25 protein-coding genes are annotated in these 26,821 nt (G+C 71.1%); 17 read left to right on the forward strand and 8 right to left on the reverse strand.

What is annotated here, in order from left to right; translation table 11 throughout:
• Positions 1-1,446 carry a sensor histidine kinase gene (locus tag QMK61_RS08020; RefSeq protein ID WP_302071714.1) on the forward strand — a complete coding sequence of 482 codons (1,446 nt, stop codon included), beginning with the start codon at positions 1-3 and terminating at the stop codon, positions 1,444-1,446.
• 69 nt (positions 1,447-1,515) lie between these two features.
• Here QMK61_RS08020 and QMK61_RS08025 read toward each other — a convergent pair whose 3' ends face one another.
• Both QMK61_RS08025 and QMK61_RS08030 read right to left on the reverse strand, forming a co-directional pair.
• Positions 1,516-2,919 (reverse strand): aminotransferase class III-fold pyridoxal phosphate-dependent enzyme, encoded by a 1,404-nt coding sequence (locus tag QMK61_RS08025; protein WP_302071666.1) that lies wholly within the window; start codon positions 2,917-2,919, stop codon positions 1,516-1,518.
• A gap of 62 nt (positions 2,920-2,981) precedes the next feature.
• A complete protein-coding gene (locus tag QMK61_RS08030) occupies positions 2,982-3,674 on the reverse strand; it encodes an MtnX-like HAD-IB family phosphatase (RefSeq protein WP_302071667.1) in 693 nt (230 codons plus the stop codon).
• Positions 3,675-3,859: 185 nt separating this feature from the next.
• Here QMK61_RS08030 and QMK61_RS08035 point away from each other — a divergent pair, with 185 nt between their 5' ends.
• The 8 genes from QMK61_RS08035 (at position 3,860) to QMK61_RS08070 (ending at position 11,024) form a co-directional block, all read left to right on the forward strand.
• Positions 3,860-5,293, forward strand: coding sequence for a TolC family protein (locus QMK61_RS08035; protein WP_302071668.1), 1,434 nt, complete (start codon positions 3,860-3,862; stop codon positions 5,291-5,293).
• The gene (locus tag QMK61_RS08040; RefSeq protein WP_302071669.1) at positions 5,293-6,423 is read left to right on the forward strand and encodes an FtsX-like permease family protein; all 1,131 of its coding nucleotides are present in this window, start codon (positions 5,293-5,295) and stop codon (positions 6,421-6,423) included. Before QMK61_RS08035 ends, QMK61_RS08040 begins: the two co-directional genes overlap by 1 nt.
• Before the next feature lie 6 nt (positions 6,424-6,429).
• The gene (locus tag QMK61_RS08045) at positions 6,430-7,176 is read left to right on the forward strand and encodes an ABC transporter ATP-binding protein (protein ID WP_302071670.1); all 747 of its coding nucleotides are present in this window, start codon (positions 6,430-6,432) and stop codon (positions 7,174-7,176) included.
• Complete coding sequence (locus tag QMK61_RS08050) at positions 7,173-8,111, forward strand: HlyD family efflux transporter periplasmic adaptor subunit (protein WP_302071671.1); 939 nt, start codon at positions 7,173-7,175, stop codon at positions 8,109-8,111. The genes QMK61_RS08045 and QMK61_RS08050 overlap by 4 nt, the downstream gene beginning before the upstream one ends.
• Positions 8,112-8,182: 71 nt before the next feature.
• The gene (locus QMK61_RS08055) at positions 8,183-9,019 is read left to right on the forward strand and encodes an alpha/beta fold hydrolase (RefSeq protein WP_302071672.1); all 837 of its coding nucleotides are present in this window, start codon (positions 8,183-8,185) and stop codon (positions 9,017-9,019) included.
• Position 9,020: 1 nt separating this feature from the next.
• Positions 9,021-9,398 carry an EamA family transporter gene (locus QMK61_RS08060; RefSeq protein ID WP_302071673.1) on the forward strand — a complete coding sequence of 126 codons (378 nt, stop codon included), beginning with the start codon at positions 9,021-9,023 and terminating at the stop codon, positions 9,396-9,398.
• On the forward strand, positions 9,395-9,805 hold the full coding sequence (locus QMK61_RS08065) for an EamA family transporter (protein ID WP_302071674.1): 411 nt from the start codon (positions 9,395-9,397) through the stop codon (positions 9,803-9,805). The genes QMK61_RS08060 and QMK61_RS08065 overlap by 4 nt, the downstream gene beginning before the upstream one ends.
• A 7-nt stretch (positions 9,806-9,812) precedes the next feature.
• Positions 9,813-11,024, forward strand: coding sequence for a DegT/DnrJ/EryC1/StrS family aminotransferase (locus QMK61_RS08070; protein WP_302071675.1), 1,212 nt, complete (start codon positions 9,813-9,815; stop codon positions 11,022-11,024).
• Between the two features lie 22 nt (positions 11,025-11,046).
• On the opposite strand, the gene QMK61_RS08075 is transcribed toward QMK61_RS08070, so the two are convergent.
• Both QMK61_RS08075 and QMK61_RS08080 read right to left on the reverse strand, forming a co-directional pair.
• The gene (locus QMK61_RS08075; protein ID WP_302071676.1) at positions 11,047-11,925 is read right to left on the reverse strand and encodes a hypothetical protein; all 879 of its coding nucleotides are present in this window, start codon (positions 11,923-11,925) and stop codon (positions 11,047-11,049) included.
• A 180-nt stretch (positions 11,926-12,105) separates the two neighbouring features.
• Positions 12,106-13,176 (reverse strand): GNAT family N-acetyltransferase, encoded by a 1,071-nt coding sequence (locus QMK61_RS08080; protein WP_302071677.1) that lies wholly within the window; start codon positions 13,174-13,176, stop codon positions 12,106-12,108.
• A gap of 64 nt (positions 13,177-13,240) precedes the next feature.
• Between QMK61_RS08080 and QMK61_RS08085 the strand changes: the two genes are divergently transcribed.
• The 8 genes from QMK61_RS08085 to QMK61_RS08120 all read left to right on the forward strand — a co-directional run bounded on the left by QMK61_RS08085 (position 13,241) and on the right by QMK61_RS08120 (position 24,368).
• The gene (locus QMK61_RS08085; RefSeq protein ID WP_302071678.1) at positions 13,241-13,510 is read left to right on the forward strand and encodes a phosphopantetheine-binding protein; all 270 of its coding nucleotides are present in this window, start codon (positions 13,241-13,243) and stop codon (positions 13,508-13,510) included.
• Entirely contained in the window at positions 13,510-14,742 is a 1,233-nt protein-coding gene (locus QMK61_RS08090) for a beta-ketoacyl-[acyl-carrier-protein] synthase family protein (RefSeq protein ID WP_302071679.1), read from the forward strand. Before QMK61_RS08085 ends, QMK61_RS08090 begins: the two co-directional genes overlap by 1 nt.
• A gap of 130 nt (positions 14,743-14,872) precedes the next feature.
• Positions 14,873-17,065 (forward strand): LTA synthase family protein, encoded by a 2,193-nt coding sequence (locus tag QMK61_RS08095; protein WP_302071680.1) that lies wholly within the window; start codon positions 14,873-14,875, stop codon positions 17,063-17,065.
• A gap of 283 nt (positions 17,066-17,348) precedes the next feature.
• Positions 17,349-18,734 (forward strand): TolC family protein, encoded by a 1,386-nt coding sequence (locus tag QMK61_RS08100; protein ID WP_302071681.1) that lies wholly within the window; start codon positions 17,349-17,351, stop codon positions 18,732-18,734.
• Entirely contained in the window at positions 18,731-19,798 is a 1,068-nt protein-coding gene (locus QMK61_RS08105; protein WP_302071682.1) for an efflux RND transporter periplasmic adaptor subunit, read from the forward strand. The genes QMK61_RS08100 and QMK61_RS08105 overlap by 4 nt, the downstream gene beginning before the upstream one ends.
• Before the next feature lie 29 nt (positions 19,799-19,827).
• Complete coding sequence (locus QMK61_RS08110) at positions 19,828-22,878, forward strand: efflux RND transporter permease subunit (protein WP_302071715.1); 3,051 nt, start codon at positions 19,828-19,830, stop codon at positions 22,876-22,878.
• 354 nt (positions 22,879-23,232) lie between these two features.
• Positions 23,233-23,535 (forward strand): PepSY domain-containing protein, encoded by a 303-nt coding sequence (locus QMK61_RS08115; protein WP_302071683.1) that lies wholly within the window; start codon positions 23,233-23,235, stop codon positions 23,533-23,535.
• Between the two features lie 209 nt (positions 23,536-23,744).
• On the forward strand, positions 23,745-24,368 hold the full coding sequence (locus QMK61_RS08120) for a phosphatase PAP2 family protein (protein ID WP_302071684.1): 624 nt from the start codon (positions 23,745-23,747) through the stop codon (positions 24,366-24,368).
• Between the two features lie 42 nt (positions 24,369-24,410).
• On the opposite strand, the gene QMK61_RS08125 is transcribed toward QMK61_RS08120, so the two are convergent.
• From QMK61_RS08125 to QMK61_RS08140, 4 genes are all read right to left on the reverse strand, one after another.
• Positions 24,411-24,779 (reverse strand): VOC family protein, encoded by a 369-nt coding sequence (locus tag QMK61_RS08125; protein ID WP_302071685.1) that lies wholly within the window; start codon positions 24,777-24,779, stop codon positions 24,411-24,413.
• Between the two features lie 111 nt (positions 24,780-24,890).
• Entirely contained in the window at positions 24,891-25,286 is a 396-nt protein-coding gene (locus tag QMK61_RS08130; RefSeq protein ID WP_302071686.1) for a RidA family protein, read from the reverse strand.
• 96 nt (positions 25,287-25,382) lie between these two features.
• The gene (locus QMK61_RS08135; protein WP_302071687.1) at positions 25,383-25,790 is read right to left on the reverse strand and encodes a GFA family protein; all 408 of its coding nucleotides are present in this window, start codon (positions 25,788-25,790) and stop codon (positions 25,383-25,385) included.
• A gap of 406 nt (positions 25,791-26,196) precedes the next feature.
• Positions 26,197-26,622 carry a YciI family protein gene (locus tag QMK61_RS08140; protein WP_302071688.1) on the reverse strand — a complete coding sequence of 142 codons (426 nt, stop codon included), beginning with the start codon at positions 26,620-26,622 and terminating at the stop codon, positions 26,197-26,199.
• Between the last annotated feature and the right edge of the window lie 199 nt (positions 26,623-26,821).

The following is a 26,821-nucleotide window of genomic DNA, read 5'->3' on the forward strand; positions in this document are numbered from 1 at the left end:
ATGCTGCAGCTGCAGCCGTGGCTGTACCGGTGGCTGCTGCCGGAGGGCGGCCACAGCCTGCGTCGCCGCCTGCTGGTGGTGCTGCTGGCGCCGCTGATGCTGTTCCTGCTGGTCAACAGCCTGATCACCTACGGCGGCGCGCTGGTCTATTCCAACCACGTGCACGACCGCGACCTGGCGGGCGACGCGTTGACCCTGATGCAGATGATCGCCACCGAGGACCCGGACGGGCGCATCTCGCCGCAGGCGCGCTTCCTGCTCGAATACGATCCCGGCGGCCACAACTACTACAGCCACTTCAGCGTGCGTAGCCGCCGCGAGGGCCTGCTGGCGGGCGATGCGCGGCTGGTGCCGCCGTCCGGGCTGGCGTTGGGCAACGACACGCCGCGCCTGTACGACACGCGCCTGGACGACCGCCGGCTGCGCGCCGCCAGCATCGCCCTGCCCGACACCCCGCATGCCGGCGACACCCTGGTGGTGACGGTAGCCGAGACGCTGCGCGACCGCCACCAGGTAGCGCGGCAGATCCTGCTGCTCAGCATCCCGGCGCAGGCGGTGCTGATCCTGGCGGTGTTCGCCCTGGTCTGGTTCGGCGTGCGCACCGGCCTGCGCCAGCTCGACCCGCTCACCGCGCGGCTGGCCAGCCGCGAGCACGACCTCGCGCCGATCGGCGAGGCGGACGTGCCGGTCGAGATCCGCCCGCTCACCCGCACCATCGACGGCCTGTTCGCGCGCCTGCGCGGCATGCTGGCGCTGCAGGAGCGTTTCATCGCCGACGCCGCGCACCAGTTGCGCACGCCGCTGGCCGGCCTGCGCGTGCATGCGGAGCGCGCGCTGGGCCAGGCCGATCCGGCCGTGACCAACGAGGCGCTGACCCACATCCTGCGCCTGGTGGACCGCGCCAACCGCACCTCCACCCAGCTGCTGGCGCTGACCCGGGCGCAGGCGATGGAACACGAGCCGGGCGAACGGGAGCGGCTGGATCTGGCGTTGCTGGTGCCGGAGCTGGTGCGCCAGCGCGTGCAGGAGGCCCTGGCCGCCGGCGTGGACCTCGGCTACGAGGGCCCGGCGCGGGCGCTGTGGATCGAGGGCGACCGCCACACCCTGCAGGAATTGCTGGACAACCTGATCGACAACAGCCTGCGCTACGCCGGCCGCGGCAGCACCGTCACCAGCGTGCTCGACCGCCGCGCCGACGGCATCGTGCTGGCGGTGGAGGACGACGGCCCGGGCGTGTCGCCCGAGTGGCTGGAGCGCCTGGGCGAGCGCTTTTTCCGCGTGCCCGGCGGGCAGGAGGAAGGCAGCGGCCTGGGCCTGGCGATCGTGCAGCGCATCGCCGAGCGGCACCGGGCCCGGGTGCGCTACATGGCTTCCGCCGCCGGCGGGCTGCGCGTGGAAGTGCTGTTCCCCGCCCTGTCCACAGGCGAAAAAAACGGCGACGCGTGAGCGTCGCCGTCGTGCCAGTAACGCACGGATGAAAAGCGGTGCGGCGCGCCGCGGCCGGCGCGCCCGGGGTCACATCGAGCGCTTGGCCTTGGTCAGCAGCTGGTCGAGCAGCGCGATGGCCAGGTCGATCTCCTCGTGGGTGATCTCCAGCGACGGTGCGAAGGTGATCACGTTCTTGTACCAGCCGCCCACATCGAGCACGAGGCCGATCTTCCTGCCGTCGTGCTCCAGGTCGCCGGCCAGGCCGATGTCGACCATGCGGTCCAGCAGCGCCTTGTTCGGCGTGAAGCCGTCGTCGGTGCAGATCTCGGCACGCAGCGCCAGGCCGAGGCCGTCGACGTCGCCGATCTCCTTGTGCCTCTTCTGCAGCTCGCGCAGGCCGTCGAGGAAGTGCGCGCCCTTCTTCGGCACGCTGGTCTCGTAGTCCAGCTCGTAGCCCATCTTGATCACTTCCAGCCCCAGCGAGGTGCCCAGCGGGTTGGAGTTGAAGGTGGAATGGGTCGAACCCGGCGGGAACACGGTCGGGTTGATCAGCTCCTCGCGCGCCCACAGGCCGGACAGCGGGTTCAGGCCGTTGGTGAGCGCCTTGCCGAACACCACGATGTCCGGCGTCACGCCGAAGTTCTCGATCGACCACAGCTTGCCGGTGCGCCAGAAGCCCATCTGGATCTCGTCGGACACCATCAGGATGCCGTACTTGTCCAGCACCCGCTTCAGGCCCTTGAAGAAGCCCATCGGCGGGACGACGTAGCCGCCGGTGCCCTGGATCGGCTCGACGTAGAACGCAGCGTATTCGCACTGGTTGGTCTTGGGATCCCACACGCCGTTGTATTCGGTCTCGAACAGGCGCTCGAACTGGCGCACGCAGCTGTCGGAATACTCTTCCGCCGTCATGCCCTTGGGACGGCGGAACGGATACGGGAACGGCAGGAACATCGCGCGCTCGCCGAAGTGGCCGAAGCGGCGGCGGTAGCGGTAGCTGGAAGTGATCGACGAGGCGCCCAGCGTGCGGCCGTGGTAGCCGCCCTCGAACGCGAACATCAGGCTCTTGCCGTTGCTGGCGTTGCGCACCAGCTTCAGCGAATCCTCGATCGCCTGCGCGCCGCCCACGTTGAAGTGCACGCGGCCGTCGAGGCCGAACTTCTTCTTCGCGTCCAGCGCGATGGTCTTGGCCAGCTCGATGCGGGTCTGGTGCAGGTACTGGCTGGCGACCTGCGGCAGCACGTCGATCTGCTTCTTCAGCGCGTCGTTGAGGCGCTTGTTGCCGTAGCCGAAGTTGACCGCCGAGTACCACATCTGCAGGTCGAGGAACGGCGTGCCGGCGGTGTCGTACATGTAGCTGCCTTCGCCGTGGCGGAAGATCTTCGGCGGGTCCACATAGTGCACGGTGTCGCCGAAGGAGCTGTACCTGGCCTCGTCGGCGAGCAGTTGCGCGTCGTCGATGAAGCCGACGGCGTTCTTGTCGATGTTCATGTCGCGGGATCCGGGAATCGGTTGCGGGAAGGCTGGAGGCCGGCGGCGCCGGCCGGAAACGGTCAGGCGGTGGCCGCCTCGTGGTAGCGCGCGTGCTGCGCCAGGCTGCCGTCGAGCAGGCGCGGCAGGAGGTCCAGCGCATCCTCGAAGCCGGTGATCGGCATGTACGGGATGCCGGCGGCGCGGCAGTGCTCGATCAGGCGATGCTTGGCGAACACGAAGTCGACGCGGTCGGCCGCGCAGAAATCGGAGGCGCCGTCGCCGATCAGCAGGGTCTTCGCTCCGTCCCGGCGCGCCTGCTCGGCGCAGGCGCACTTGCAGGTGCCGCTGCGGCAGCCCTCGGCCTGGAACGGCGAGGTAAGCCGCCACTGCTTCGGCGGCGTGGCCGGCGCCAGGTGGTTGGCGGCCAGCGGCAGGTCGTCCAGGCCGTAGCGGCCCAGGATCCGATGGATGGCGTAGTCCAGGCCGTCGCTGACGACGCGCACCGGCACGCCCAGCTCGCGCGTCTTCGCCACGAAGCCGGGGAAGGCGTGGTCGATCCACAGCTCGGCAAGGTGGGCGTCCAGCTCGGCGCGCGTCATCTCCAGCAGGGCGACCTGGCCGGCCATGCACTCGCGGGAGCCGATCAGGCCGGCGCGCCAGTCGCGTTCCAGCACCTCCCAGCCCGGCCGGCCGAAGCGGTCGAGCAGCGAGTCGATCACGTCCTCGACGGAGATGGTGCCGTCGAAATCGCACAGGATGGTCCAACCGCTCACGCAGGTGCTCCGCCGGAAAATGGCGACACCCTAGCCGCAGGCGCCTTTCGTCCGCCTTTCCGGCGCGGGCGCAACGGCGCCGCGCCGGTGGTCGGATAAGCAAAACGCAAGCTAGTAAGGCTATGCTGATGCTTTGCGCTTGCCGAGAGTCCCCCTTGCGTCCGCCTGCTCCAAGCCTCCCGCCCGTGGCGCGTCGCCGGTGCCTGCGGTCGCTGCGCCTTTGGCCGGCCCTGGCCGCGGCCCTGCTGGCGGCCTGCACCGCCCTGCCCCTGCCCGAGCTCAAGCCGCCGCTGCCGCCGGCCTGGCGCAACGCGCCCGGGCCGTCCGCGGGGCAGCCCCCCGCGCCGGACCTGCACGACTGGTGGCGGGCCTTCGATGATCCCCAGCTCGCCGCGCTGGTGGACCGCGCGCTGGCCGGCAACCTGGACCTGGCGCAGGCCGCGGAACGCTTCCGCGCCTCGCGCCTGCTCGAGCGGCACGCGATGGACAAGTACCGCCCCGAGCTGAAGGCGGACACCAACGACGTCATCAACCCCGACACCACCGCCTCGTACTTCATCGTCGGCTTCGACGCGCTGTGGGAACTGCCGCTGTTCGGCGCCGCGGGCGGCACCCATCGCATCGCGCGGGGCGACCTCGACGCCGCCGCGGCCGACGTGCGCAGCGCGCGGGTGTCGCTGGTGGCCGAGGTGGTGCGCTGCTGGATCGAGCTGCGCTCGGCGCAGCGGCAGGAACAGCTGCTGGCCGCGATCCGCGACGCCGACGCCCGCCGGCTGCAGCTGCTGCAGGTGCGCGGGAAGCTCCAGCTGGCGGCGCCGGAGGCGCTGGCCGCCGCCGAGGCCCGCCTGGCGCAGGACGAGGGCGCGCTGTCCGCGCCGCGCCAGGCGATCAACGCCATCGCGCAGCAGCTGGCCGTGCTGCTGGGACAGGCCGAGCCCGATCCGGCCTGGTTGCAACCGGGCGCGCAACCGCGGCTCGGCCCGTGGAAGCTCGCCAGCGTGCCGGCCGACCTGCTGCGCACCCAGCCGCGCATCGCGCAGGCCGAGGCCGACGTGCTGCGCGCCGCCGGCGAGCTCGACATCAGCCGCGCCGAGATCCTTCCGCACATCGGCATCGGCACCTCGCTGCAGTGGTCGGTGAACATCGCCCGCAACCACCGCGCCCGCACCGGCGAGGGCATCTTCTCGCTCGGCCCGGTGATCGACATCCCGCTGTTCGACTGGGGCCAGCGCGTGGCGCGCAAGCACGCCAACGACCACCAGCTGCGCGCCGCGGTGCTGGCCTACCGGCAGGCGGTGCTGCAGGGCGTGGCGGAGACCGAGACCGCGCTGGGCGACCTGCACCAGCTGGGCCTGCGCGAAACCGCGGCGAAGCAGGCCGCGGACGCGCTGGGCCGCGGCGTGGCGGCGGTGCGCGAACGCGCCACGCTGAAGCTGGCCAGCGGCCTGGACGTGCAGGACAACCTGGTGGAACAGCAGCGCGCCGAGCTGGAACTGGTCTCGGCGCGGGCCGCGCACGACCTGGCCTACGTCGCGCTGTACAAGGCGCTGGGCGGCGCGCCGCTGCCGCCCGGCGACGACCCGGCCACGACCGGCCAGCTGCCGCGGAGCACGCCCTGATGGTGGCGCTGGCGCGCAAGACGCTGCGCTACGAATGGCGCCGCTTCCTGCCGGCGATCCTCGCGGTGGGCTTCGCCGGCCTGCTGCAGCTGCTGCAGGCCGCGCTGGTGCTGGGCATCTTCGGCAGCGCCAGCATCTACATCACCGGCTCCACCGCGCAATTGTGGGCCGGCTACCCGGGCAGCCAGAGCGTGAGCCTGGGCCGGCCGATCGACCAGGACGTGGCGATGCGCCTGCGCATGGACCCGGCGGTGTCGAAGGTCGAGCCGTTCGACTGGGTCGACGGCGACTGGCGCGGCGCGCGCGGCGGCGGCATCTCGGTGTTCGTCTGCGGCATCGACACCGCACCCGACGCGATGATGTTCGCCCGCGTGCTGTCCCCGGCCCTGCGCGAGCGGCTGAAGGAACCCGACGCGGTGATCGTCGACCAGGCCGACATCGGCAGCCTGGGCGTGCACGTGGGCGACAGCGCGCGCATCAACGGGCGGCTGGTGCGCGTGGTCGGCGTCAGCCACGGCCTGCGCGCGCTGGGCGGCGTCAACGTGCTGGCCTCGCTGGACACCGCCCGGACGCTGGACAACGACCCCGACGACGAAGGCCGCATGATCTTCTACGTGGCTGGCCTGCACAATCCGTCGCAGGCCGGCGCGGTGGCGCGGCGGCTGAACGGCGCGTCCACCTTCGGGCCGTACGCGGTGTGGACGGCCCGCGACTTCGCCCGGCGCTCGCAGATGTACTGGATCCTCGACACCGGCGCCGGCGCCGGCGTGCTGTTCCTGGCCGGCATCGTGTTCCTGGTCGGCGCGGTGATCACCAGCCAGACCCTGGTCGCCGCCGTGGTCGGCTCGATCCGCGAGTACGCCACGCTCAACGCGCTGGGCGTGGGCATGGGGCCGCTGCGCCGGATCGTGATGGAGCAGGCGTTCTGGGTCGGCGCGATCGGCCTGCTCGGCAGCGTGCTGCTGGGCCTGCTGCTGTTCGCGCTGGCGCGCAGCCACGACGTGCCGATCGCGCTGGACCCGCTGGCCGCGCTGGCCTGCCTCGCGCTGGGCATGGCGCTGGCCATCGTGTCCGGCCTGGCGGCGATGCGCAGCCTGCGCCGGGCCGACCCCGCGAGCCTGCTGAGGTAGCCGCCGATGTCGATGGCCGCCCCGCCCTCTCCCGTCCTCGCGCTGCAGGCGCGCGACGTGCGCAAGTCGTTCGTCTCCGGCCGCGTGCGCAGCAGCGTGCTGCACGACCTGTCGCTGGACGTGTACGCCGGCGAGCTGACCCTGATCTCCGGCCCGTCCGGCTGCGGCAAGAGCACCCTGCTGGCGATCCTCAGCGGCCTGCAGCCGCCGGACGCCGGCCGGGTCAGCGCGCTGGGCGAGTCGCTCGACGGGCTGGACCGGCACGCGCTGGAGCGCTTCCGCCTGCGCCACACCGGCTTCGTGTTCCAGGGCTTCAACCTGTTCCCTGCGCTGAACGCGCTCGAGCAGGTGGAACTGCCGCTGAGCTACCTCGGCCTGGGCAAGGACGAGGCCCGCCGCCGCGCCGCCGCCGCGCTGGAGGAAGTGGGCCTCGGCCCGCGCACGCACCTGCGCCCGGCCGAGCTGTCCGGCGGCGAGAAGCAGCGCGTGGCGATCGCCCGCGCGGTGGCCAAGCGGCCGGAACTGCTGTTCGCGGACGAACCGACCAGCGCGCTGGACGCGGCCAACGGCCAGACCGTCATCGACATCCTGCACACCATCGCCCGCACCCACGGCACCACCGTGCTCTGCGTGAGCCACGACCCGCGCCTGGTCGCGCACGCCGACCGCGTGCTGGCGATGGAGGACGGGCGCATTCTCAGCGACCGGCGCCTGGAACCCGCGCCGGCCCCAGCCAAGGAAAACCTGCCATGAAGACGATCGCCGCCAATGCGGCCCGCACCGTCCTGCGGCTCGGCGCGCTGGCCCTGGCGCTGGCCGCGCTGGACGCCTGCTCCAGGCACGCCGACGCGCCGCCGGCGCCCGCCGCCGACACGACGCCGTACGTCGCGGTGGCGCGCGGCAAGGTCGACGTCGAAGGTGGCCTGCTGAACCTGTCCATGCCGGTCGAGGGCACGCTCGCCAGCGTCGACGTGCACGAAGGCCAGCAGGTGCGCCAGGGCCAGCTGCTGGCCGCGCTGGACGCCCGCCCGGCCCAGCTCGCGGTGGACGCGGCCCAGGCCCGGCTGGAACAGGCCCGCGCCAAGCTGAAGCTGGACGGCATCCAGCAGGACGCGGCGAAGCTGCGCGCGCAGCGCCTCGCCGCCGCCGCCGCCGCGGGCGCCGGCGACGGCCAGAGCGCCGACGACGCGCGCGAGGCCAGCGCGCGGCTGGACGCCGAGCACGGCATCGACCAGGCCGCCGTGGCGATGGCGCAGCAGCAGCTGGACGAGGCGAAGTACGCGCTGCAGCAGCGCCGCCTGGCCGCGCCGCTGGACGCCGAGGTGGTGCACGTCGCGGCGCAGCCGGGCGCCACCGTCGCGCCCGGCGCCAGCCCGCTGTTCGTGCTGTTGCCGGACAAGCCGCGCATCGTTCGCGCCGAATTGAACGAAAGCTACGTCGACACGGTGCATCCGGGCATGCGCGCCGAGGTGGAAGCCGGCGACGGCCAGGGCCGGCAGCGCTGGAGCGCGCGCGTGCTGCGCGTGGGCCAGGTCTACGGCCCCGCCACCCTGCAGGACGACCCGCAGGTGCGCGCCAACGCGCGCGCGGTGGAATGCGTGCTGGCGCTGGACCCGCCGCGGCAGTTGCGCATCGGCCAGCGCGTGATCGTGCGCTTCCTGCCCGCCGGCGCCGCAGCGAAAGACTGAGGAAACCCCCGCCTGCGATCCTGTCGGCAGGTACAGCGGCGTCCGCCCCGCGGCGTCTTGCGAGGCAAGCGATGATCCAGCCCACCGATTTCCTGTTCGAAGGCGGCCGCAGCGGCGTGCTGCTGATCCACGGCCTCACCGGCACGCCGATGGAGATGAAGCTGCTCGGCAAGGGCCTGAACCGCGCCGGCTACACCGTGCACGGCATGCAGCTGGCCGGCCACTGCGGCGACGTCGACGACCTGCTCGCCACCGGCTGGCGCGACTGGTATGCCAGCGTGGAGCGCGCCGCCGACGCGCTGGCCGCCAGGGTCGACCACCTGTTCGTGGGCGGCCTGTCGATGGGTGCGCTGCTGGCGCTCAAGCTTGCCGCCGACCGCCCCGGGCAGGTCGCCGGCGTGGGCGTGTACGGCGCCACCTTCCGCTACGACGGCTGGACCATCCCGAAGCTGGCGCGGCTGTCCTTCCTGCTGCCGCTGGCGAAGAAGCTCGGCATCGGCCGCCACCGCAGCTTCATGGAACAGCCGCCCTACGGCATCCGCGACGAGCGCCTGCGCGCGCAGGTCAGCGCCGCCATGCTGGGCGGCGACAGCGCCGCCGCCGGCCTGCCCGGCAACCCGTGGTATTCGCTGGCCGAGATGTACCAGTTGTCGGCCGCGGTACGCCGCCAGCTGCCGCAGGTCGAGGCGCCCTGCCTGGTGGCGCACGCGCGCGAGGACGACGTGGCCAGCACGCGCAACGCCGAGCTGGTGGTGCGCTCGGTCGGCGGCCCGAGCGAGCTGCTGCTGCTGGACGACAGCTACCACATGATCACCATCGACCGCGAACGGCGCACCCTGATCGAGCGCTCCGCGGCCTTCTTCGACCGCATCGCCGCCGCCGGTGCCCCGACCCGCGCGGCGGCCTGACATGCCCGCGGCAGGTTCCATCACGCCCCTGGTGGCCGGGTTGTGGCTGCTCAACGTGGTGCTCGACACCGGCGGCCAGCTGGCCTTCAAGGCCGCCGCCGGCGACGAGGACGCGGGCGACGGCCTGGCGCGCTGGAAGCACATGGCCGCGCGGCCATGGCTGTGGCTGGGCATCGGCTGCTACGTGGTCGAATTCCTGGTGTGGATCGCCTTCCTCTCGCTGATCCCGCTGTCCGAGGGCGTGCTGCTGGGCTCGATCAATATCGTGGCGATCATGGTGGCCGGGCGCTTCCTGTTCGGCGAGCAGCTCACCCGCCTGCGCGTGGCCGGCATCCTGCTGGTGACGCTGGGCGTGGCGATCGTGGGGGCCGGCGGATGAGGCGCTTCTACCTGGTCGGCTTCCTGCTGCTGATGGGCTTCGACACGCTGGCGCAGGTCAGCTTCAAGTACGCCGGCACCCGGGCGCTGCCGATGACCGCGGACATGGCCTGGCTGCTGCGCGTGTTCGGCGCGCCGTGGATCTACGGTGCCATCGCCGGCTACGTCGGCGCGTTCTTCACCTGGATGTGCCTGCTCAAGCACGCGCCGATCGGCCCGGCCTTCGCCGCCTCGCACCTGGAGGTGGTGTCGGTGATGCTGCTGTCGGTGTGGCTGTTCGGCGAGCAGCTCACCTTGCCGCGCGTACTCGGCGCGCTGGCCATCGTCGCCGGCATCGTCTGCCTGGGGCTGGCCGAAGGCCGCGAGCAGGCGCCGGACGCCGGTGCGGGCCCCACGCCCGCGGGCTGACCGCCGCATGCCGCCGCGTCGCCGCCACGAACTGCCGCCCACCGCCGGCCTGCCGCTGCGGCTGGCCGACCTGCGCCCGGGGGCGCCTGCACTGGCCGCCACCGTCGCCGCGCAGCTCGGCACGCCGCCGTTGCAGCTCACCTGCTCCGGCACCGCCGCGCTGGTGATCGCGCTGCGGACGCTGCATGAACTGCACCCGCGCCGCCGACGCGTGCTGATGCCCGCCTGGACCTGCCCGCTGGTGGCGCTGGCCGCGCATCAGGCCGGGCTGGAACCGGTGCCCTGCGACCTGCGCCCGGGCCACTACGACCTGGACCCGCACGCCCTGCGCCTCGCCTGCGACGAACGCACGCTGGCCATCGTGCCCACCCACCTCGCCGGCCGCGTGGCCGACGTGGACGACGCGCTGGCCGCCGCCAACAACGTCGGCGCCTTCGTGATCGAGGACGCCGCGCAGGCGCTGGGCGCGCGGCGCGGCAACGCCAGCGTGGGCCTGGCCGGCGACCTCGGCTTCTTCAGCCTCGCCGCGGGCAAGGGGCTGTCGATCTACGAAGGCGGCCTGCTCGCCGCGCGCGATCCCGACCTGCGCGAGCGCCTGGCGCATACCGCCGCGCGCATCGCCCCGCCCAGCCCGCGCTGGGAACTGCGCCGCAGCCTGGAGCTGCTGGGCTACGCCGCGCTGTACCGCCCGCGCGGCCTGCGCCTCGCCTACGGCGACCCGCTGCGCCGCGCGCTGCGCCGCGGCGATCCGGTGGCCGCGGTGGGCGACGCTTTCTCGCTGCCGCTGCCGCTGCACGCGGTGGGCCGCTGGCGCCAGGCCGTGGGCGCGCATGCCGCCGCGCGCCTGCCCGCCTTCCTCGAACGCGGCGCCACGCGGGCGCGACGCCACCTGCCGCGCCTGCGTGCGATCCCCGGCATCACCGTGCTGGACGATCCCGCCGGCGCACGCGGCACCTGGCCATTCTTCCTGCTGCTGCTGCCCGACCGGCGCCGCCGCGATGCCGCGCTGGACCGCCTGTGGCAGGCCGGCCTGGGCGTCAGCCGCCTGTTCATCCACGCCCTGCCCGATTACGGCTACCTCGCCGGCATCGTGCCCGCGGCCGACGTGCCCAACGCGCGCGACGTCGCCGGGCGCAGCCTCACGATCGGCAACAGCGAGTGGCTGACCGACGCGGACATGGAAACGATCTGCGCGGAGCTGGAACGCGCCGTGGCCTGAAGGCGCGCGTCCCGGACAAACCTCACCGCTTCGCCGCGATCGCCTCCAGCAGCCGCAGGTTCAACGCATGCTGCTGCGCCTGCCATCCGGCGAGGCGGGCGGGATCGATCTCCGGCTGCTCGTCCATCGCGGACAGCTTGCGTTTCCACCATGTGGTGTAGCGGTAGTGCGAGACCTCGCCGTTGACGTCGCTGCCGGCCAGGCCGGGGCGCAGGCTGTCGATCATCGCCAGCGCGTGCGGCAGGCGCAGGCGACCCTGGTCCCAGTTGGTGCGCGCCTCGTCGGGGTGGAAGGCGTCCTTGTCGATCGACAGGTAGCTGGGCATTGCCACGCCGCGCTGGTGTTCCACGAAGGCGTCCACCAGCGCGTCCGGATCGTCGAAGCCGCGGAACGCGCGCGCGATGCCGAGCCGGCGCGACCAGCCGGTGTCCACGCCCATGCTCCAGTAGGTGAGCCGGCCGCGCCGCAGCGGCGTCAGGTAGTTCTCCCAGGCGTGGCCGGCGCCGATGTCGGCGCTGGTGATGCCCAGCACGTGCACGTGCGCGACGAAGGGCAGCGCCGCCACCCGCCGCACCCAGGAACCGCAGTGCACGCCGAACGGGAAGCGCATGTTGTCCGGGTGGTTGTCCAGCACCACCACCTGGATGGGCGTCGCCGGCTTGAGTCGCGCGACCAGCGGCCAGCTCAGGTGGTGGAAGTCGCCCGAACCCATGAACACGGTGCCGTGGCGCGGCGGCAGCGCGGCATCCAGCGCGGCGCGGAAGCGGCGCAGGGTGGCCAGCGTGCAGCCGAAGCGGATCGCTTCCTGCCATCCGGCCAGCGGCAGCACGAGGCCGCCGGGCAGCGGGCCGACCGAGCCGTCGAGGTCCAGCACCACGGGGCGTTGCAGGGCGGCGTTCATGCGTGCCTCGCGATCGAGCCCCTCTCCCGCCGGGAGAGGGGTGGGGGTGAGGGTTCGGCGGTGCGGCAGCGCTTCGCTCCGGGCGTACCCTCACCCGCCTGCCGGCGCCCTCTCCCGGTGGGAGAGGGATTCACTGAGCGGCGCCCTCCCAGGGCATGGGCATCAAGTGCGGCGTGGCTTTCATTCATCGTCTTTCTCCGCAGCGTCCTGCCAGGCCCGGTCGCTCTCGAAATGCCCGCCCAGCCGGCGCAGCAGCGCGCGCAGCAGCGGGTTGCGCGCATACACGGCGTGGCGGGTGAAGGTGAAGCTGGCGCCGAGGAAGGCCTTCACCTCGGGGTCGGTCCAGCCGGCCACGTAGTGCGTCAGGCCGCGCTCGCGCGCATAGCCCAGGTTGTGCATCCAGCTCACGAAGTACAGATTGTGCTCGCGCGCCTCGGGGTAGGCGAAGCCGACGTACTTGTCGACCAGCTTGCCGCCGTGCTCGTAGCAGAGGTTCCAGCCGATCACCCGGCCCGCGTGGCGATAGAAGAACACCACCCCGCCGCTGGCCGGGTCCTGCAGCAGCCGGCGGAAATAGTCTGCGGTCAGGCGGTCGAAGTGGATCTCGCTCTGCGCGTACACGTTGTCGAACAGGGCGTGGCAGGCCGCCAGCGTGGCCTCGTCGTGGAAGCGGGGATCGCCGGTGGGCACCGCCTCGACGTCCAGGTCCGCGCGCGAGCGCAGCTTGCGGCGGATGTTCTTGCGCCGGCTGTAGGAAAGCCTGGCCAGGTAGGCGTCGTCCGAGGCGAAGTCGATCGGCACCCAGGCCAGCGCCTGCCCTTCCAGCAGCACGAAGCCCTCCGCCGCGCAGGCGTCGGCGAAGGCGCGCGCATGGGCATTCTCGTGCTCGCCCAGCAGCGGCGAATCCTGCGCGATGTCCTTCACGATCAGCAGCCGGCACTCGCGCCCGTAGGCTTCCCTCAGCCCCCGCGCGAGCACGGCCGGCGGCACCTCCGGCGGCAGCGGGGCGTACTCGGTCACGGTGCTGCCGGCGAAGCGGGTGCGCCAGGTGAGCAGCCGGCGCCAGTGCCGGTACAGCGGCAGCGACGCGACGCGCCGGCGCAGCGCGTCGTCGGCCGTGGTCAGCAGGTCGAACGGCGCCACGAACGCCGGCATGCCCTGTGGCGAACGCTCCGCCGTGAAGCCGGCCGGCGGCTGCGCCAGGAACGCCTCGACCAGCGCGTCCGGCTCCAGTTGCGAAATGAAAGGCATGAGTAAGAGAGATGCTTTAGGCTGACCGGAGTGTCCATTGTGGCCTGTCGCCGGGGGTCCCGTCATGACCGATACGATCCAGCAGCAAGTGTTCGAGATCATCGCCAAGCAGGCCAAGGTCGATCCCTCGACCGTGCGCCCCGAATCCACCCTGAAGGACCTCGGCATCGCCTCGCTGGACGCGATCGAGCTGATCTTCGACATCGAGGAACACTTCGACATCGCCTTCCCCGAGCAGCAGGGCGCCAACTTCGACAGCGACACCGCGCAGGACCTGGTGGATGCGGTGCGGAAGGGGCTGGACGGGAAGGCCGCGGGCGGGGCCGGCGCGTGATGCCCACCGTGACGACGCGCCGCGTGGCGATCACCGGCATGGGCGCGGTCAGCCCGTTCGGGGTCGGCGCCGGCGCGCTGTGGCAGGGCCTGCGCCAGGGTCGCTGTGCGATCGGCCCGCTGCGCCACCGCGACAGCGAGCGGCTGCGGGTAAAGATCGCGGCGCAGGTGCCGGAAAGCTTCGACCCGGCCAGCGGCATCGACGAGCGCACCCTGCCCCTGCTCGATCGCACCTCCGAATTCGCGCTGCACGCGGCGCGCGAGGCCATCGCCCAGTGCGGGCTGGACTTCGCCCGGGACGACCTGGGCCTGCGCACCGCGGTGGTGGTGGGCACCGGCGTGGGCGGCGAGCTGACCCAGGACGAACAGAGCCGCCGCCTCTACGCCGAGAACAGCAACCGCACCCACCCGTTCACCATCGTGCGGCTGATGACCAACGCCTCGGCCAGCCACATCAGCATCGCCCACGGCCTGCGCGGCCCCGCCTACGCGGTGGCCAGCGCCTGCGCCTCGGCCAACCACGCCATCATCCAGGCCGCGCAGATGATCCGCTACGGCCTGGCCGACGTCGCCATCACCGGCGGCACCGAGGCCTGCCTCAGCTACGGCGCGCTGCGCGCGTGGGAATCGATGCGCGTGCTGTCCGACGACACCTGCCGCCCGTTCAGCGCCAACCGCCGCGGCCTGGTGCTGGGCGAAGGCGCCGGCATCTTCGTGCTGGAGTCGCTGGAACACGCCCGGGCGCGCGGCGCGGACATCCTGGCCGAGCTGGCCGGCAGCGGCATGTCCGCCGACGCCTCCGACATCGTGATGCCCAGCGCCGACGGCGCGGCGTCGGCGATGCGCCAGGCGCTCGCCGACGCCGGGCTGGCGCCGGAGGACGTCGACTACGTCAACGCCCACGGCACCGGCACCCAGGCCAACGACGCCACCGAGACGCGCGCGATCCGGCTGGCCTTCGGCGCGCACGCCGACCGCCTCGCGGTGTCCTCCACCAAGTCCATGCACGGCCACGCCCTGGGCGCCTCCGGCGCGCTGGAACTGGTCGCCGCCATCGGCGCGCTGCGCGACGGCGTGGTGCCGCCCACCGCCAACCTCGACCAGGTCGACCCCGCCTGCGACCTGGACTACGTGCCCAACGTCGCGCGCGGGATGCCGGTACGGGCCGTGCTCAGCAACTCGTTCGCATTCGGCGGGCTGAACGCCGTGCTGGCGCTGAAGCGTGCGCCGTAAGAGCCTGTTCTAAGCGGCCGCTAAGCCGATCCATCCAGACTGGCGTGCCTCCCGGGCGCGCCAGTCCGGCATTTGTTGAATAATCCGCCTGCCCTGCCGTTCTCGAACTTCCGACGAGGTCACGCCGCCTATGTCCCTACGCCCGCAGAGCGCGTTGCGCACGCGCTTCCAGCCGCTGATCTGGCTCGGCGTCTGCTTCGTCGCCGTCTCCTTCGTGACGCGGCTGATCCTGCTGCTGATGACCGGCCACGGGGTGCCGCCGAACCCGCTGTACTGGCTGTACGCGTTCGGCGTGGGCCTGGGCTACGATCTGGTCGCGTTCGTCTACTTCGCCTGGCCGATGGTGCTGTTCCTGTGGCTGGTGCCGACGCGGCGCGGCCGGCTGCCGGGCTGGAAGCAGTGGCTGTGGTACGCGCTGGCGGTGGTGGCGCTGTGCGCGATCTGCCTGGGCCTGCTGCGGCTGTCCTTCGACGCCAACTGGAAGACCGCGTGGCCCGCGGTGCTGCCGTTCCTGTTCGTGCTGCCGCTGGCGGCGTTCACCTACACCTCGCGGCTGGGGCAGTGGATCCTGTACGCCTTCTGCCTGCTGCTGCTGTTCGGCCTGCTGTTCGTGGGCGCCTCGGAGCTGACCTTCTGGAACGAGTTCGGCACCCGTTTCAACTTCATTGCGGTGGATTACCTCATCTACACCCGCGAGGTGGTGGGCAACATCGAGGAGTCCTATCCCATCGCGCGCTGGCTGACCATGCTGGCCGTGCTGGCGGTGGTCATCGTCGTGCTGTCGCGGCGCACGCTGCGCACGCAGGGCGACGGCAGCCGCTTCGGCACGCGCAGCCTGGTGGTGCTGGGCTGGCTGGTCGTCACCGTGGTCACCGTCTTCGCGGTGAACGCCGACATGAAGAACCGGCTGCAGAACACCTACGTGAATTCGCTGGCCGGCAACGGCATCTACGAGTTCTTCTCCGCCTTCCGCAATTCCAAGCTGAACTTCCACCGCTTCTACCGCCAATTGCCCGACGGCCAGGCCTACGCGCTGCTGCGCGACATGCTGAAGACCCCCGACGCCACCTTCGTCGGCACCGACCCGCACGACCTCACCCGCGAGATCCGCAACCCCGCACCCGAGCGGCACCTCAACGTGGTGCTGATCAGCGTCGAGAGCCTGTCGGGCAGCTACCTCGGCACCTTCGGCGACACCCGCGGGCTCACCCCCAATCTCGACAAGCTGGTCGACCAGAGCCTGTTCTTCGACCACCTCTACGCCAACGGTACGCGCACCGTGCGCGGGCTGGAGGCGCTGTCGCTGTCGGTGCCGCCCACGCCGGGCGACTCGCTGATCAAGCAGAAGCACAACGACGGACTGTTCTCGCTGGCGGACATCTTCAACCAGCGCGGCTACGTGTCGGAGTTCGTCTACGGCGGCTACGGCTACTTCGACAACATGAACCAGTTCTTCGGCAGCAACGGCTACAAGGACGTCGACCGTCGCGACATCCCCGCCGGCACGCCGATCCACAGCGAGAACGTCTGGGGCGTGGCCGACGAGGACCTCTACACCCTCGCCATGCAGCAGATGGACGCGATCCATGCCACCGGCAAGCCGTTCTTCCTGCACATCATGACCACCTCCAACCACCGGCCCTACACCTTCCCCACCGGCCGGGTGGACATGCCCGAGGGCCAGCGCGACAGCGCGGTGAAGTACACCGACTGGGCCATCGGCGACTTCCTGCGCCGCATGCGCGAAAAGCCGTACTTCGACGACACCGTGTTCGTGATCACCGCCGACCACTGCGCCGCCAGCGCCGGCAGCACGCGCATCCCGCTGAACCGCTACCACATCCCGCTGCTGATCTACGCCCCCGCGCAGGTCAAGCCGCGCCGGGTGGAGAAGATGATGGCGCAGGTCGACATCCCGCCCACCGTGCTCGGCCTGCTGCACTTCAGCTACCGCAGCCGCTTCTTCGGCCGCGACATCTTCCAGGTGCCCGACGGCGAGGAGCGCGCCTTTCCCTCCACCTACTCCAACCTCGGCTACCTGCGCGGCGAACGCCTCACCATCCTCTCGCCCGGCCGCAAGGTGGAACAGGTGAAGCCCGACCCCGCCACCGGCGCCGCCGTGCCCTACGCCCAGGTCGACCAGGCCCAGGTGGACCAGGCCATCGCCGCCTACCAGGTCGCCTACGACGAGTTCAACAGCGGCCGCATGCGCTGGCGCGCGAGCGACGCCACGCCAGTGGCGCCCGCGCCCGAAGCCGTTCCGACCACGCAGCCGGCCACCGCGGCAAGCACGGCCCCTGCGCCCGCCAGTTCGACGCATTGAGCCGCCACTACACAGCTCCCTCATCGTCATTCCGGCGAAAGCCGGAATCCAGTGAGGTATGCGTGCGAAGCACACGTAATAGATTTTTTGTGTGCTTCGCACGAGCCATTTGATTGGATTCCGGCCTACGCCGGAATGACGGCGAGGGGGAACCCGGGACGCGGTGATGACACACGCAGCGCATTGCCTCAGCGCCTCGCACGAACGCTATCGCAAGCTTCCATAAGGAACGACTAAGCGGTCGATGGCACACTGCCGGCATGTCCCCGCACGGATCGACCGCGTGAAGTCATCCGCCCGTTACCGCCGCCTGCTGCTGGCGGCGGCCGGCGCCTTGCCGCTGTGCGCCTGCGTCAGTTACGCGCCGTTGCCGCTGGGCCAGGGGCGCGGCGCGGACAGCGTGGCGCAGCTGTCCGCGCCGGTGCAGGCGATACCCGGCGAGCGCGCCGCCACGCACCGCTTCGATCCCGCCGACGGCCTGGACGTCACCGAGACGGCGATGCTGGCGCTGGCCAACGATCCCCAGCTCAGGCTGCAGCGCGACGCACTGGGCATGGCGCGCGCCCAGGCGTTCGCCGCCGGCCTGCTGCCCGATCCGCAGCTGTCGCTCGCGGGCGAGACGCCGACCAGCCACCAGCCCGGCCTCACCCACGCCTTCAACCTGGGGCTGGACTACGACGTCGGCGCGCTGCTGACGCGATCCGCGCGCAAGGCCGAGGCCCGCGGCAAGGCCCGACAGGCGAACCTGGAACTGCTGTGGTCCGAGTGGCAGACGGTGGCGCAGGCACGGCTGCTGTTCGACGAGATATCCGCCGCGCGCGCGACGCAGGTGCGGCTCGCGCACGAAATCGCCGCGCTGGAGCCGCTGGACCGCCAGGTGCAGGCCGCGCTGGCCGCCGGCAACCTCACCTACGCCGCCGCCTCCGCCGGGCTCGACGCGCTGTCCGACGCGCGCCGCCAGCTGGCCGAGGCCGGCCGCGCGCGGGCGCAGTCCGAACACGACCTGCGCCTGCTGCTGGGCCTGTCCGCGCAGGCGCCGCTGCCGCTGGTCGGGCCGCCCTACCGCGCTCATCCCGGCCAGGCGCAGGTGGACGCGGCACTGGCCGCCCTGCCCGAACGCCGGCCCGACCTGCTGGCGCTGAAGGCCGGCTACGCGGCGCAGGAAGCCCAGCTGCGCGTGGAGATCCTCAGGCAGTTCCCGGCGATCAGCCTCGGCTTCACCCGCGCGCGCGACACCAGCGACGTCTACACCCGCGGGCTCAGCCTCGGCATCACCCTGCCGCTGTTCGACCGCAACCGCGGCAACATCGCCGTCGCCAAGGCCACCCGCCAGCAGTTGCACGACGATTACGACGCACGCCTGCGCACCGCACGCGCGGACGCGCGCCTGCTGCAGCTCGACCTCGCCTCGCTGGACGCGCAGCTCGCCGCGCTGCGGACGCACGCGCGGCAGCTCGACACCGCCCGCGACGCCGCGCGCGACGCCTGGCAGGCCGGCCAGCTCGACTGGCCCACCTACCTCAGCATCCGCGGCAACGCCCTCGCCGCCGACCTGGCGCTGATCGCGCTGGAACAGGAACGGGCGAAGCAGGCGATCGCGCTGGAAACCCTGCTCGGCGGCGACTGGGACGACCGCGCCGCCAGGCCCGCCGGAGCCGCCACCTCATGACGACATCCCCATTCCGTTTCGCCGCTCCGCTGCTGGCCCTCGTCCTGCTCGCCGGTTGCGCACACGGCGGCAGCGACGATGAAGACAGCGGCACGACCACGCCTGCATCGAGCGTGGCGGTCACCACCGCGATGCCGGTGCGGCGCGGCTTCCACGACAGCGTCGAGGCCTTCGGCGAGGCCACCGGCGACCCGCGCCACGCGCGCAGCCTCAGCCTCGCCCATGGCGGCCAGGTCGTCGCGGTGCTGGCCAGCGCGGGCCAGGCCGTGCATGCCGGCACGCCGCTGCTGCGCATCGCACCCGATCCCGCCACCCGCCAGGCCTGGACGCAGGCGCGCAGCGCGCTGGCGCTGGCACAGGACGAGCTGCAGCGCACCGGCGCGCTGGCCGCGCGCCACCTGGCCACGCAATCGCAACTGGCCGCCGCGCGCAAGGCGGTGAGCGACGCGCAGGCCGCGCTGGCGGCGCAACGCGCGCTGGGCGGGGCGCAGGCCACCGACGTGCTGGCCGCGCCGTCCGATGGCGTGGTGACGCAGGTGCAGGTCGCGCTGGGCGAACGCTTCGCCGCCAATGCGCCGCTGCTCGCCTTCGTGCCCGCCGGCGGGCTGCTGGCGCAGCTCGGCGTGCCGGCGGACCAGGCATCCGGCGTGGTTGCCGGCATGCCGGTGGCGGTGCGCGCGGTGTATGGCGACGCCCGCGGCGAGGGCCGCGTGCTGGTGGCGGGCGCCGCGGTCGATCCGCAGACCCATCTGGTGCCGGTGCAGGTGGCCCTGCCCGCCGCGCTGGCGGCACGGCTCACGCCCGGGGCCGCGCTCGAAGCCCAGATCGAGACTGCGTCCTATACCGCCTGGGCGGTGCCGCGCCGCGCGGTGCTGCACGACGACAAGGGCGGCTACCTGTTCCAGCTCGACCACGGCAAGGCGCGCCGCGTCGACGTGCGGCTGCGCCACCCCGGCGGCGACAGCGTGGGCGTGCTCGGCAAGCTCGACGCGGCCCTGCCGGTGATCGTGCAGGGCGCCTACGAGCTGGACGACGGCATGGCCGTGCGCGAGGACAAGCCGTGACGAGCGCGCCGGCCACGCTCACGCACTGGATGCACCGGCACCGCCGCTCGCTGCTGTTCCTCGCCTTCGTGCTCGCCCTCGGCGGCATCGCCGGCGCGTTCAACCTGCCGGTATCGCTGTTCCCCAACGTATCGTTCCCACGCGTGCGGGTGAGCCTGGACGCCGGCGACCAGCCGGCCGACCAGATGGTGGTGAGCGTCACCCGGCCGGTGGAGGAAGCGATCCGCCGCGTGCGCGGCGTGCGCGAGGTGCGCTCCACCACCAGCCGCGGCAGCGCCGAGATCAACGTCGGCTTCGACTGGGGCGCGGACATGGGCCGCGCCCTGCTCGACGTGGACGCCGCCATCGGCGAGGTGCTGCCACGGATGCCGCCCGGCGTGGACGTGCAGGCGATCCGGCTCGACCCCACGGTGTTCCCGATCCTGGCCTACAGCCTCAGCTCGGACACGCTCACCCCGGCGCAGTTGCACGATATCGCGGAGTTCCAGCTGCGCCCGCTGCTGTCCGGCATCCCCGGCGTGGCCCAGGTCGGCGTGCAGGGCGGCGACGTGGCCGAGTTCCATGTGGACGCGGACGCCGCGAAGCTGCGCGCGCAAGGCCTGACCCTGGCCGACCTCGACCACGCCGTGGCGAACGCCGCCACCCTGCAGGCGCTGGGCCGGCTGCAGGACCACTACAAGCTCTACCTGCTGCTGGCGAACAACCAGCCGTCCACGGTGCAGGCGCTGGACGACGTGGTGCTGCGCGCCGGCCCGCGCGGCGTGCTGCGCCTGCGCGACGTGGCCACGGTGCACATGGACCGCCAGCCGCAATGGGTCCGCACCACCGCCGACGGCCACGACGCCGTGCTGCTGCAGGTGTTCCAGCAGCCGGACGGCAACAGCGTGCAGATCGCGCGCGACGTGAAGCAGCGGCTGGCCGACTACCGGCGGCAGGCGCCCGGCGGCCTGCACATCGCCAACTGGTACGACCAGACCCAGCTGGTGCTGGGCGCGGCCGGCAGCGTGCGCGACGCGATCCTGGTCGGCATCGTGCTGGCGGGCCTGGTGCTGTTCCTCTTCCTGCGCAACGTGCGGGTGATCCTGGTGGCGCTGATCGTGGTGCCGGCCACGTTGGCGATCACCGTGCTGCTGCTCGACCTGCTGCACATGAGCTTCAACATGATGACGCTGGGCGGCATGGCGGCCGCGGTGGGCCTGCTGGTGGACGACGTGATCGTGATGCTGGAGCACATCATGCGGCGCCTGCGCGACGGCGCCGGGCCGGACACGCCGTCCAGGGTCAGCGAACGCATCGCCGGCGCGGCGTGGGAATTCACCCGCCCGCTCACCGGCTCCAGCGCGGCCACCGTGGTGATCTTCCTGCCGCTGGCCTTCCTCGGCGGCGTCACCGGCGCGTTCTTCAAGGCGCTGTCGCTGACCATGGCCAGCGCGCTGGTGATCTCCTACCTGCTGACCTGGGTGGCGGTGCCGCTGCTGGCCGAATGGCTGATCGACGAACGCCACGCGGCCGAGCACCCGCCCGGGCGCCTCACCCGGCGCCTGCAGGCCAGCTACGAACGCACCCTGGGCCGCCTGCTGCGACGCCCCGCGCTGCTGCTGGTCGGCGTGGTCCCGCTGCTGCTGGTCGGCGTGCTGGCATATCGCCAGGTCGGCAGCGGCTTCATGCCGCAGATGGACGAAGGCGGCTTCACGCTGGATTACCTCTCGCCGCCGGGCACCTCGCTGGACGAGACCGACCGGCTGCTGCGCCAGGTCGAGGCGATCATCCGCGCCAACCCGTACGTGGACACCTATTCGCGCCGCACCGGACTGCAGCTCGGCGGCGGCCTCACCGAAGCGAACACCGGCGACATCTTCGTGCGCCTCAAGAACGGCTCGCGGCCGTCCACCAGCACCGTGATGGAGCAGATCCGCCAGCAGATCGAAGCCAGGGTGCCGGGCCTGGACGTGGACGTCTCGCAGCTGATGGAGGACCTGATCGGCGACCTCACCGAGGTGCCGCAACCGATCGAGATCAAGCTCTACGGCGACGACCAGGCGCAGCTCGACGCCACCGCGAAGAAGGTCGCCGCGGCGATCGGCAAGGTCAGCGGCGTGGCCGAGGTGCGCGACGGCATCAACCCCGCGGGCGATGCGCTGGACGTCAAGGTCGACCCGGTGAAGGCCGGGCTGCTCGGGCTGGATCCGGCGGCGGTGGCGCAGCAGGTGGCCGACGCCGCCGCGGGTACCGTGGCCGCGCAGCTGCCGCAGGGGCCGAAGATGGTCGGCATCCGCGTCTGGCTGCCGCCGTCCGCGCGCGCGCAGTCGGAACAGCTCGCGGCGCTGCCGATCCGCGCCGCCGACGGCTACGTGGTGCCGCTGTCCGAACTGGCTACCCTGCGCGTGGAACAGGGCCAGCCGGAGATCGACCGCGACAACCTCAAGCGCATGGTGGCGGTGACCGCGCGCATCGTGGGCCGCGACCTGGGCTCCACCGTGGCCGACGTGAAGCGGGTACTGGCGAAACCCGGCCTGCTGCCGCCGGGCATGTACCACGAACTGGGTGGCCTCTACGCGCAGCAGCAGACCGCCTTCCACGACCTCGGCGTCGTGATGCTGGCGGCCGTGGCGCTGGTGTTCGCCCTGCTGCTGTTCCTGTACGAAAGCTTCCGCGTGGCGCTGGCGATCATGGCCGCGCCGCTGCTGGCGCTGGCCGCGGTGTTCGTGGGGCTGTGGCTCACCGGCATCGAGCTGAACATCTCGGCCATGATGGGCATGACGATGATCGTGGGCATCGTCACCGAGCTGGCGATCTTCTACTTCTCCGAACTCGACGACGCGGCGCGGCGCATGCCGCTGCACGAGGCGATGCTGCATGCCGGCCACCACCGCATGCGGCCGATCCTGATGTCCACCGTGGCCGCCATCCTCACCCTGCTGCCGCTGGCCCTGGCCATCGGCCAGGGCTCGCAGATGCAGCAGCCGCTGGCCGTGGCCATCATCGCCGGCATGCTGGTGCAGGTGCCGCTGGTGCTGCTGGTGATGCCGGCGCTGTATGCGTGGCTGGCGGGGGCGAGGAATCCGCCCAGGCCTGCGTAGGGGCCGACGCGGGTTTCCTCTCGACTCCCACTGCTGACCGGAATATGTTGACGCCGATCAAGTCGGCAAACAGGCTGCGGGCAAGACACCGTCTGCTTCGAAGAAGAAGCGGGCAGCCCCTTCCCTGCGCGCAGGGAAGGGGTGGGGAGGGGTGCTTCTGGCGTGAAAGCGAAGGCGTTACCCCCTCCCAGCCTCCCCCTGCACGCAGGGGGAGGAGCGTATCCAGCGGCAGTCGCGGAGGGCTGGAACGGGCGCGCACGATGGGCATCCATGCATGGCGGGATAAGAACAGGCTAAGCATGGCGGCGTAACGTGCGGCGCCAGCGACTCCCATCACTGCCGACGGAGAAACCCGTGCGCACAGCCATTGCCATCGCCCTCCCGCTCGCGTTCTGCAGCCTTGCATTCGTCACGCATGCCGGATCGCCTCCCCCGCTGGCCGCACGAGCGAAGATCGATCTGCCGCATGCGCGCAAGATCGCATTGACGGCCTGTCCCGGCCGTGTCGTGAAGCAGGAACTCGAGAAGGAAACGGGCGGCAGCGGTTTGCGCTACTCGTTCGACATCAGGTCCGGCAAGGACACGCGCGAAGTGGGCGTGGACGCCGTCACCGGCAAGGTGCTCGAAAATTCGCTCGACAACAACGACGCGGATTGAGGCCCGGACCCGACCGGGCGCTTGATGTCGCCTCGCACAAGCAGGCGACCTCCCACGCACGGGATTCGGATGACGGCCGGCATCCGGAGTGCTGCCTGCACCGAAGCCAGCCGGGGCCTAAGTAAAGCCAAAGCCTTGGCCGGCAGTATCCCGCCGGCCACCGAACGCCCATGCCGCGCATCCGGTGCAGACCCGCCGGAGACGTACCCATGCGCCACGTCATCACCCCCCTGGCCTGTTGCGCGGCCTTGTTGCTCAGCCCGCTCGCCCATGCCGGCGGCGGGCCTTTGGGCATCGATCACCGCCTGCACTACGACAACAGCGGCATCTGGAAGCGCAGCACGCAGGTGAAGGTGGAGTACGCCACGGCGCTGACCGTGCTGGGCGGCTCGCTGGTGCTGGGCGACGACGACAAGCTGGGTGACACGTTCTGGCGTTCGCTGGACGCGGTGGCGTTCTCCAGCATCACGGCGCAGGCCATGAAGTGGACCTTCCAGCGCGAACGCCCTTCGGACACCAGCGATCCCAATCGCTTCTTCAAGGGCATCCACAACGAGAGCTTCCCCAGCGGCGAGGTCACCATGATCTCGGCGGCGGTGACACCGTTCGTGATCAACTACGGCCACGACCACCCGGCCGTCTACGCGCTGGAGTTGTTGCCGCTGTACGACGCGGTGGCCCGCCTGAAGGTGCGCGGACACTGGCAGAGCGACGTGCTGGTGGGCGCCGCACTGGGCACCGGCTTCGGCATCTGGGCCACGCACACGCACAGCCCGGTCATCCTCGGCTGGCTGCCGGGCGGCTTCCAGGTGGGCTGGGTGCACCGATTCTGAGGGTTCCAGCGGCGCGGGCGAGGCGCCCGCGGGCACGTCCCCTCAAACCTCGGGCTCGTGGCAGACCACCTCGATGTTGTGCCCGTCCGGGCCGATGACGAAGGCCGCGTAGTACCTGCCGCTGTAGTTCGGACGCAGGCCGGGCGCGCCGTTGTCCCTGGCGCCGGCCTCCAGGGCCGCGCGGTGGAAGGCCTGGACCTGCTCGCGGTTCCCGGCCACGAAGGCCAGGTGGAGGCGCGCGGGCTTCTCCTCGGTCGGACAGAGGCACAACGACGTCTTGCCGTCCGCGCTCAGTTCGATGCCGGGCGGCCCTTCCGCGACCACGACCATGCCGATCGGCGCGAGCGCCTTGAGGAAGAACGCCTTGCTCGCCGCGTAATCGGTGACGCCGAACAGGATGTGGTCGAACATGGAGGCTCCTGATCTGCCTACGTGCAGCCCAACGCCCGGATGAACAGCTTTGCATGGGAGCTGGCGCTTGAACCAAGCGCACGCTGCGAAACGTGAATGGGTGATCGACGGTCAATCGATGACCGCGATCGCATCAACCTCGACAAGATAGCCTGGCGATAGCGATGCCACGCCAAGCACCACGTCTGCGGGCTTGTGACCTCCGAACAGCGTTTTCCGTGCCTCCTCGATAATCGGCAGGCATTTGTCGCGTTCGTAATCGACGACGTAGATGGTGATTCTTGCGACCTGCTTGGGTTCGGCGCCGGCAGCAGCAAGCGCACGGCCCAGATTTGCGTACACCTGGCGTGCCTGAACCGCAAGATCGCCGTGACCAACAAGATTGCCGTTGATGTCTTCAGGCTCCTGACCCGAGACAAACACCAGTTTGCTGCCGGTCGCCACGACGACCTGGGTGTATGTCTGCTGAGGCGGCAGATCACCGGGATTGAGGCACGTGAGAGTCATCGGATTACATCTCCTTCGGCCTTGCTTCGAGGGGAGGATGCGCCGGCGTGATGCCCGCATCGATGGCGCATGCAGGCGATCGCACGAAACCGCCGGTCAAGGCGCCCCGCGATCCTTCGGGTGGTTGATTCCGTCGTTGGTCGGAACCGCCGGGAGGTCGAAAGGATTGACGCCCTCGAGGCAGCCGACGTTGTAGCCGTACTGCCCGGGGTCGGAGCGCCGCTGATGGTGCGTGTGGATGCCGCAGATGGAGCAGAAGTAATGCCTGGCCGTGTGTGTGTTGAACCCGTAGACCTTGAGCTGCCCCGCGCCCCTGACGACGTGGAGCCCACCCAGCGGCACGGACGCCACGATGGTGCCCCGGCGTCGACAGTACGAACAGTCGCAACGGCGCGGGTCAACCACCCCGTCCGGCAGGTCCAGGAGCCATTCCACGGCACCGCAGTGGCAGCTGGCGCGGTGCCTGGCCTGGATGGTCGTGGCGCCGATAGTCTTGAAATTCATCCGGCAGCTCCTGCATCCGGCCATTGCACCCGTATCGCGCCGCGAGGCGGCGCCGTCCGCCGCGAATCGTCAGGCATGCCAGCGACGAAGCATGGACACCGCCATTCCGACGATCCGGTCTTTCGCCAACTCATACGTGTCTCCATGGGGTCCCGCCAGGCACGGCGACGATACGGAGATTCCCGAGTCCCGGCCCGTTTTGCAATGCCGGCAGCGGCGTCACCGCATCCGCCGTGCCCTGGAAGCATGTGACCGGTGTCGCACGGCCGCGCGATAGCGCCTGCGCCAGCGAGAAGCCATGCCGCAAAATGTATCGGCCCGGACGAGCTGCCATGCGCCCAATTCACCGGTTACATGCCACTCCCCTTCCAAGGCCGAAGGGGAGAAGCGATTCCGGCCGAGCGGATCAGGCAACCCCAAGCTTGCCGCGCTCCCCGCCGCGGGGCGCCGCGAGTTCCTCGGGCGTCACGAACTCGGCGAGATCCTCCACTTCGTAGAACGGCAGGATTTCGATCACGCTTCCCGCCGTCATCGGGGCGCGCTTTACCCAGGCCAGAGCCTCGTCGATGTCCTTGACCTGCCAGATCGAGAAGCCGGCCACCAACTCCTTGCTCTCGGCGAACGGTCCGTCGACGACCGCAAGCTCGGTGCCGTCGAAGGTCAGCCGCCTGGACTCGGGGCCGTTCTTCAGGCCGGCGGCGGCCACGAAGACGCCGGCCTCGACCAGTTCCTCGGTGAACCGGTCCATCGCCGCAAACGCCTCAAGCTCCTCGGGCGTGGGAGCACTCAGATCGCCGAGCTCGGCGACTTTCGTAAACACCATGACTCGCATCGTCTTTCTCCTGGTTTGAGCCCGCCCCATTGGCGCCTCTCACCTGAGCGACGAGCGAGCTTCACGAAAATAGACTCTGCTCAGGCAATATCTAAAATACATTTTCTAAAGTATTGAAATATAATCACAAAAGTGTGCTTTGCGTGTTCCATCTGGAATGCCGCTGGTAAGTTTTTCGGCGCCTGCTCCACAAGTCACT

Origin of the sequence: Fulvimonas sp. R45, assembly GCF_030504985.1 — a bacterium.
GTDB lineage: Bacteria > Pseudomonadota > Gammaproteobacteria > Xanthomonadales > Rhodanobacteraceae > Rhodanobacter_A.

Bases quoted from the DNA above. Each gene is read 5' to 3' on its own strand.
- QMK61_RS08020 (WP_302071714.1), top strand. From the start codon at position 1: ATGCTGCAGCTGCAGCCGTGGCTGTACCGGTGGCTGCTGCCGGAGGGC.
- QMK61_RS08025 (WP_302071666.1), bottom strand. From the start codon at position 2,919: ATGAACATCGACAAGAACGCCGTCGGCTTCATCGACGACGCGCAACTG.
- QMK61_RS08040 (WP_302071669.1), top strand. From the start codon at position 5,293: ATGGTGGCGCTGGCGCGCAAGACGCTGCGCTACGAATGGCGCCGCTTC.
- QMK61_RS08045 (WP_302071670.1), top strand. From the start codon at position 6,430: ATGTCGATGGCCGCCCCGCCCTCTCCCGTCCTCGCGCTGCAGGCGCGC.
- QMK61_RS08050 (WP_302071671.1), top strand. From the start codon at position 7,173: ATGAAGACGATCGCCGCCAATGCGGCCCGCACCGTCCTGCGGCTCGGC.
- QMK61_RS08055 (WP_302071672.1), top strand. From the start codon at position 8,183: ATGATCCAGCCCACCGATTTCCTGTTCGAAGGCGGCCGCAGCGGCGTG.
- QMK61_RS08060 (WP_302071673.1), top strand. From the start codon at position 9,021: ATGCCCGCGGCAGGTTCCATCACGCCCCTGGTGGCCGGGTTGTGGCTG.
- QMK61_RS08065 (WP_302071674.1), top strand. From the start codon at position 9,395: ATGAGGCGCTTCTACCTGGTCGGCTTCCTGCTGCTGATGGGCTTCGAC.
- QMK61_RS08070 (WP_302071675.1), top strand. From the start codon at position 9,813: ATGCCGCCGCGTCGCCGCCACGAACTGCCGCCCACCGCCGGCCTGCCG.
- QMK61_RS08075 (WP_302071676.1), bottom strand. From the start codon at position 11,925: ATGAACGCCGCCCTGCAACGCCCCGTGGTGCTGGACCTCGACGGCTCG.
- QMK61_RS08080 (WP_302071677.1), bottom strand. From the start codon at position 13,176: ATGCCTTTCATTTCGCAACTGGAGCCGGACGCGCTGGTCGAGGCGTTC.
- QMK61_RS08085 (WP_302071678.1), top strand. From the start codon at position 13,241: ATGACCGATACGATCCAGCAGCAAGTGTTCGAGATCATCGCCAAGCAG.
- QMK61_RS08090 (WP_302071679.1), top strand. From the start codon at position 13,510: ATGCCCACCGTGACGACGCGCCGCGTGGCGATCACCGGCATGGGCGCG.
- QMK61_RS08095 (WP_302071680.1), top strand. From the start codon at position 14,873: ATGTCCCTACGCCCGCAGAGCGCGTTGCGCACGCGCTTCCAGCCGCTG.
- QMK61_RS08105 (WP_302071682.1), top strand. From the start codon at position 18,731: ATGACGACATCCCCATTCCGTTTCGCCGCTCCGCTGCTGGCCCTCGTC.
- QMK61_RS08110 (WP_302071715.1), top strand. From the start codon at position 19,828: ATGCACCGGCACCGCCGCTCGCTGCTGTTCCTCGCCTTCGTGCTCGCC.
- QMK61_RS08120 (WP_302071684.1), top strand. From the start codon at position 23,745: ATGCGCCACGTCATCACCCCCCTGGCCTGTTGCGCGGCCTTGTTGCTC.
- QMK61_RS08125 (WP_302071685.1), bottom strand. From the start codon at position 24,779: ATGTTCGACCACATCCTGTTCGGCGTCACCGATTACGCGGCGAGCAAG.
- QMK61_RS08130 (WP_302071686.1), bottom strand. From the start codon at position 25,286: ATGACTCTCACGTGCCTCAATCCCGGTGATCTGCCGCCTCAGCAGACA.
- QMK61_RS08135 (WP_302071687.1), bottom strand. From the start codon at position 25,790: ATGAATTTCAAGACTATCGGCGCCACGACCATCCAGGCCAGGCACCGC.
- QMK61_RS08140 (WP_302071688.1), bottom strand. From the start codon at position 26,622: ATGCGAGTCATGGTGTTTACGAAAGTCGCCGAGCTCGGCGATCTGAGT.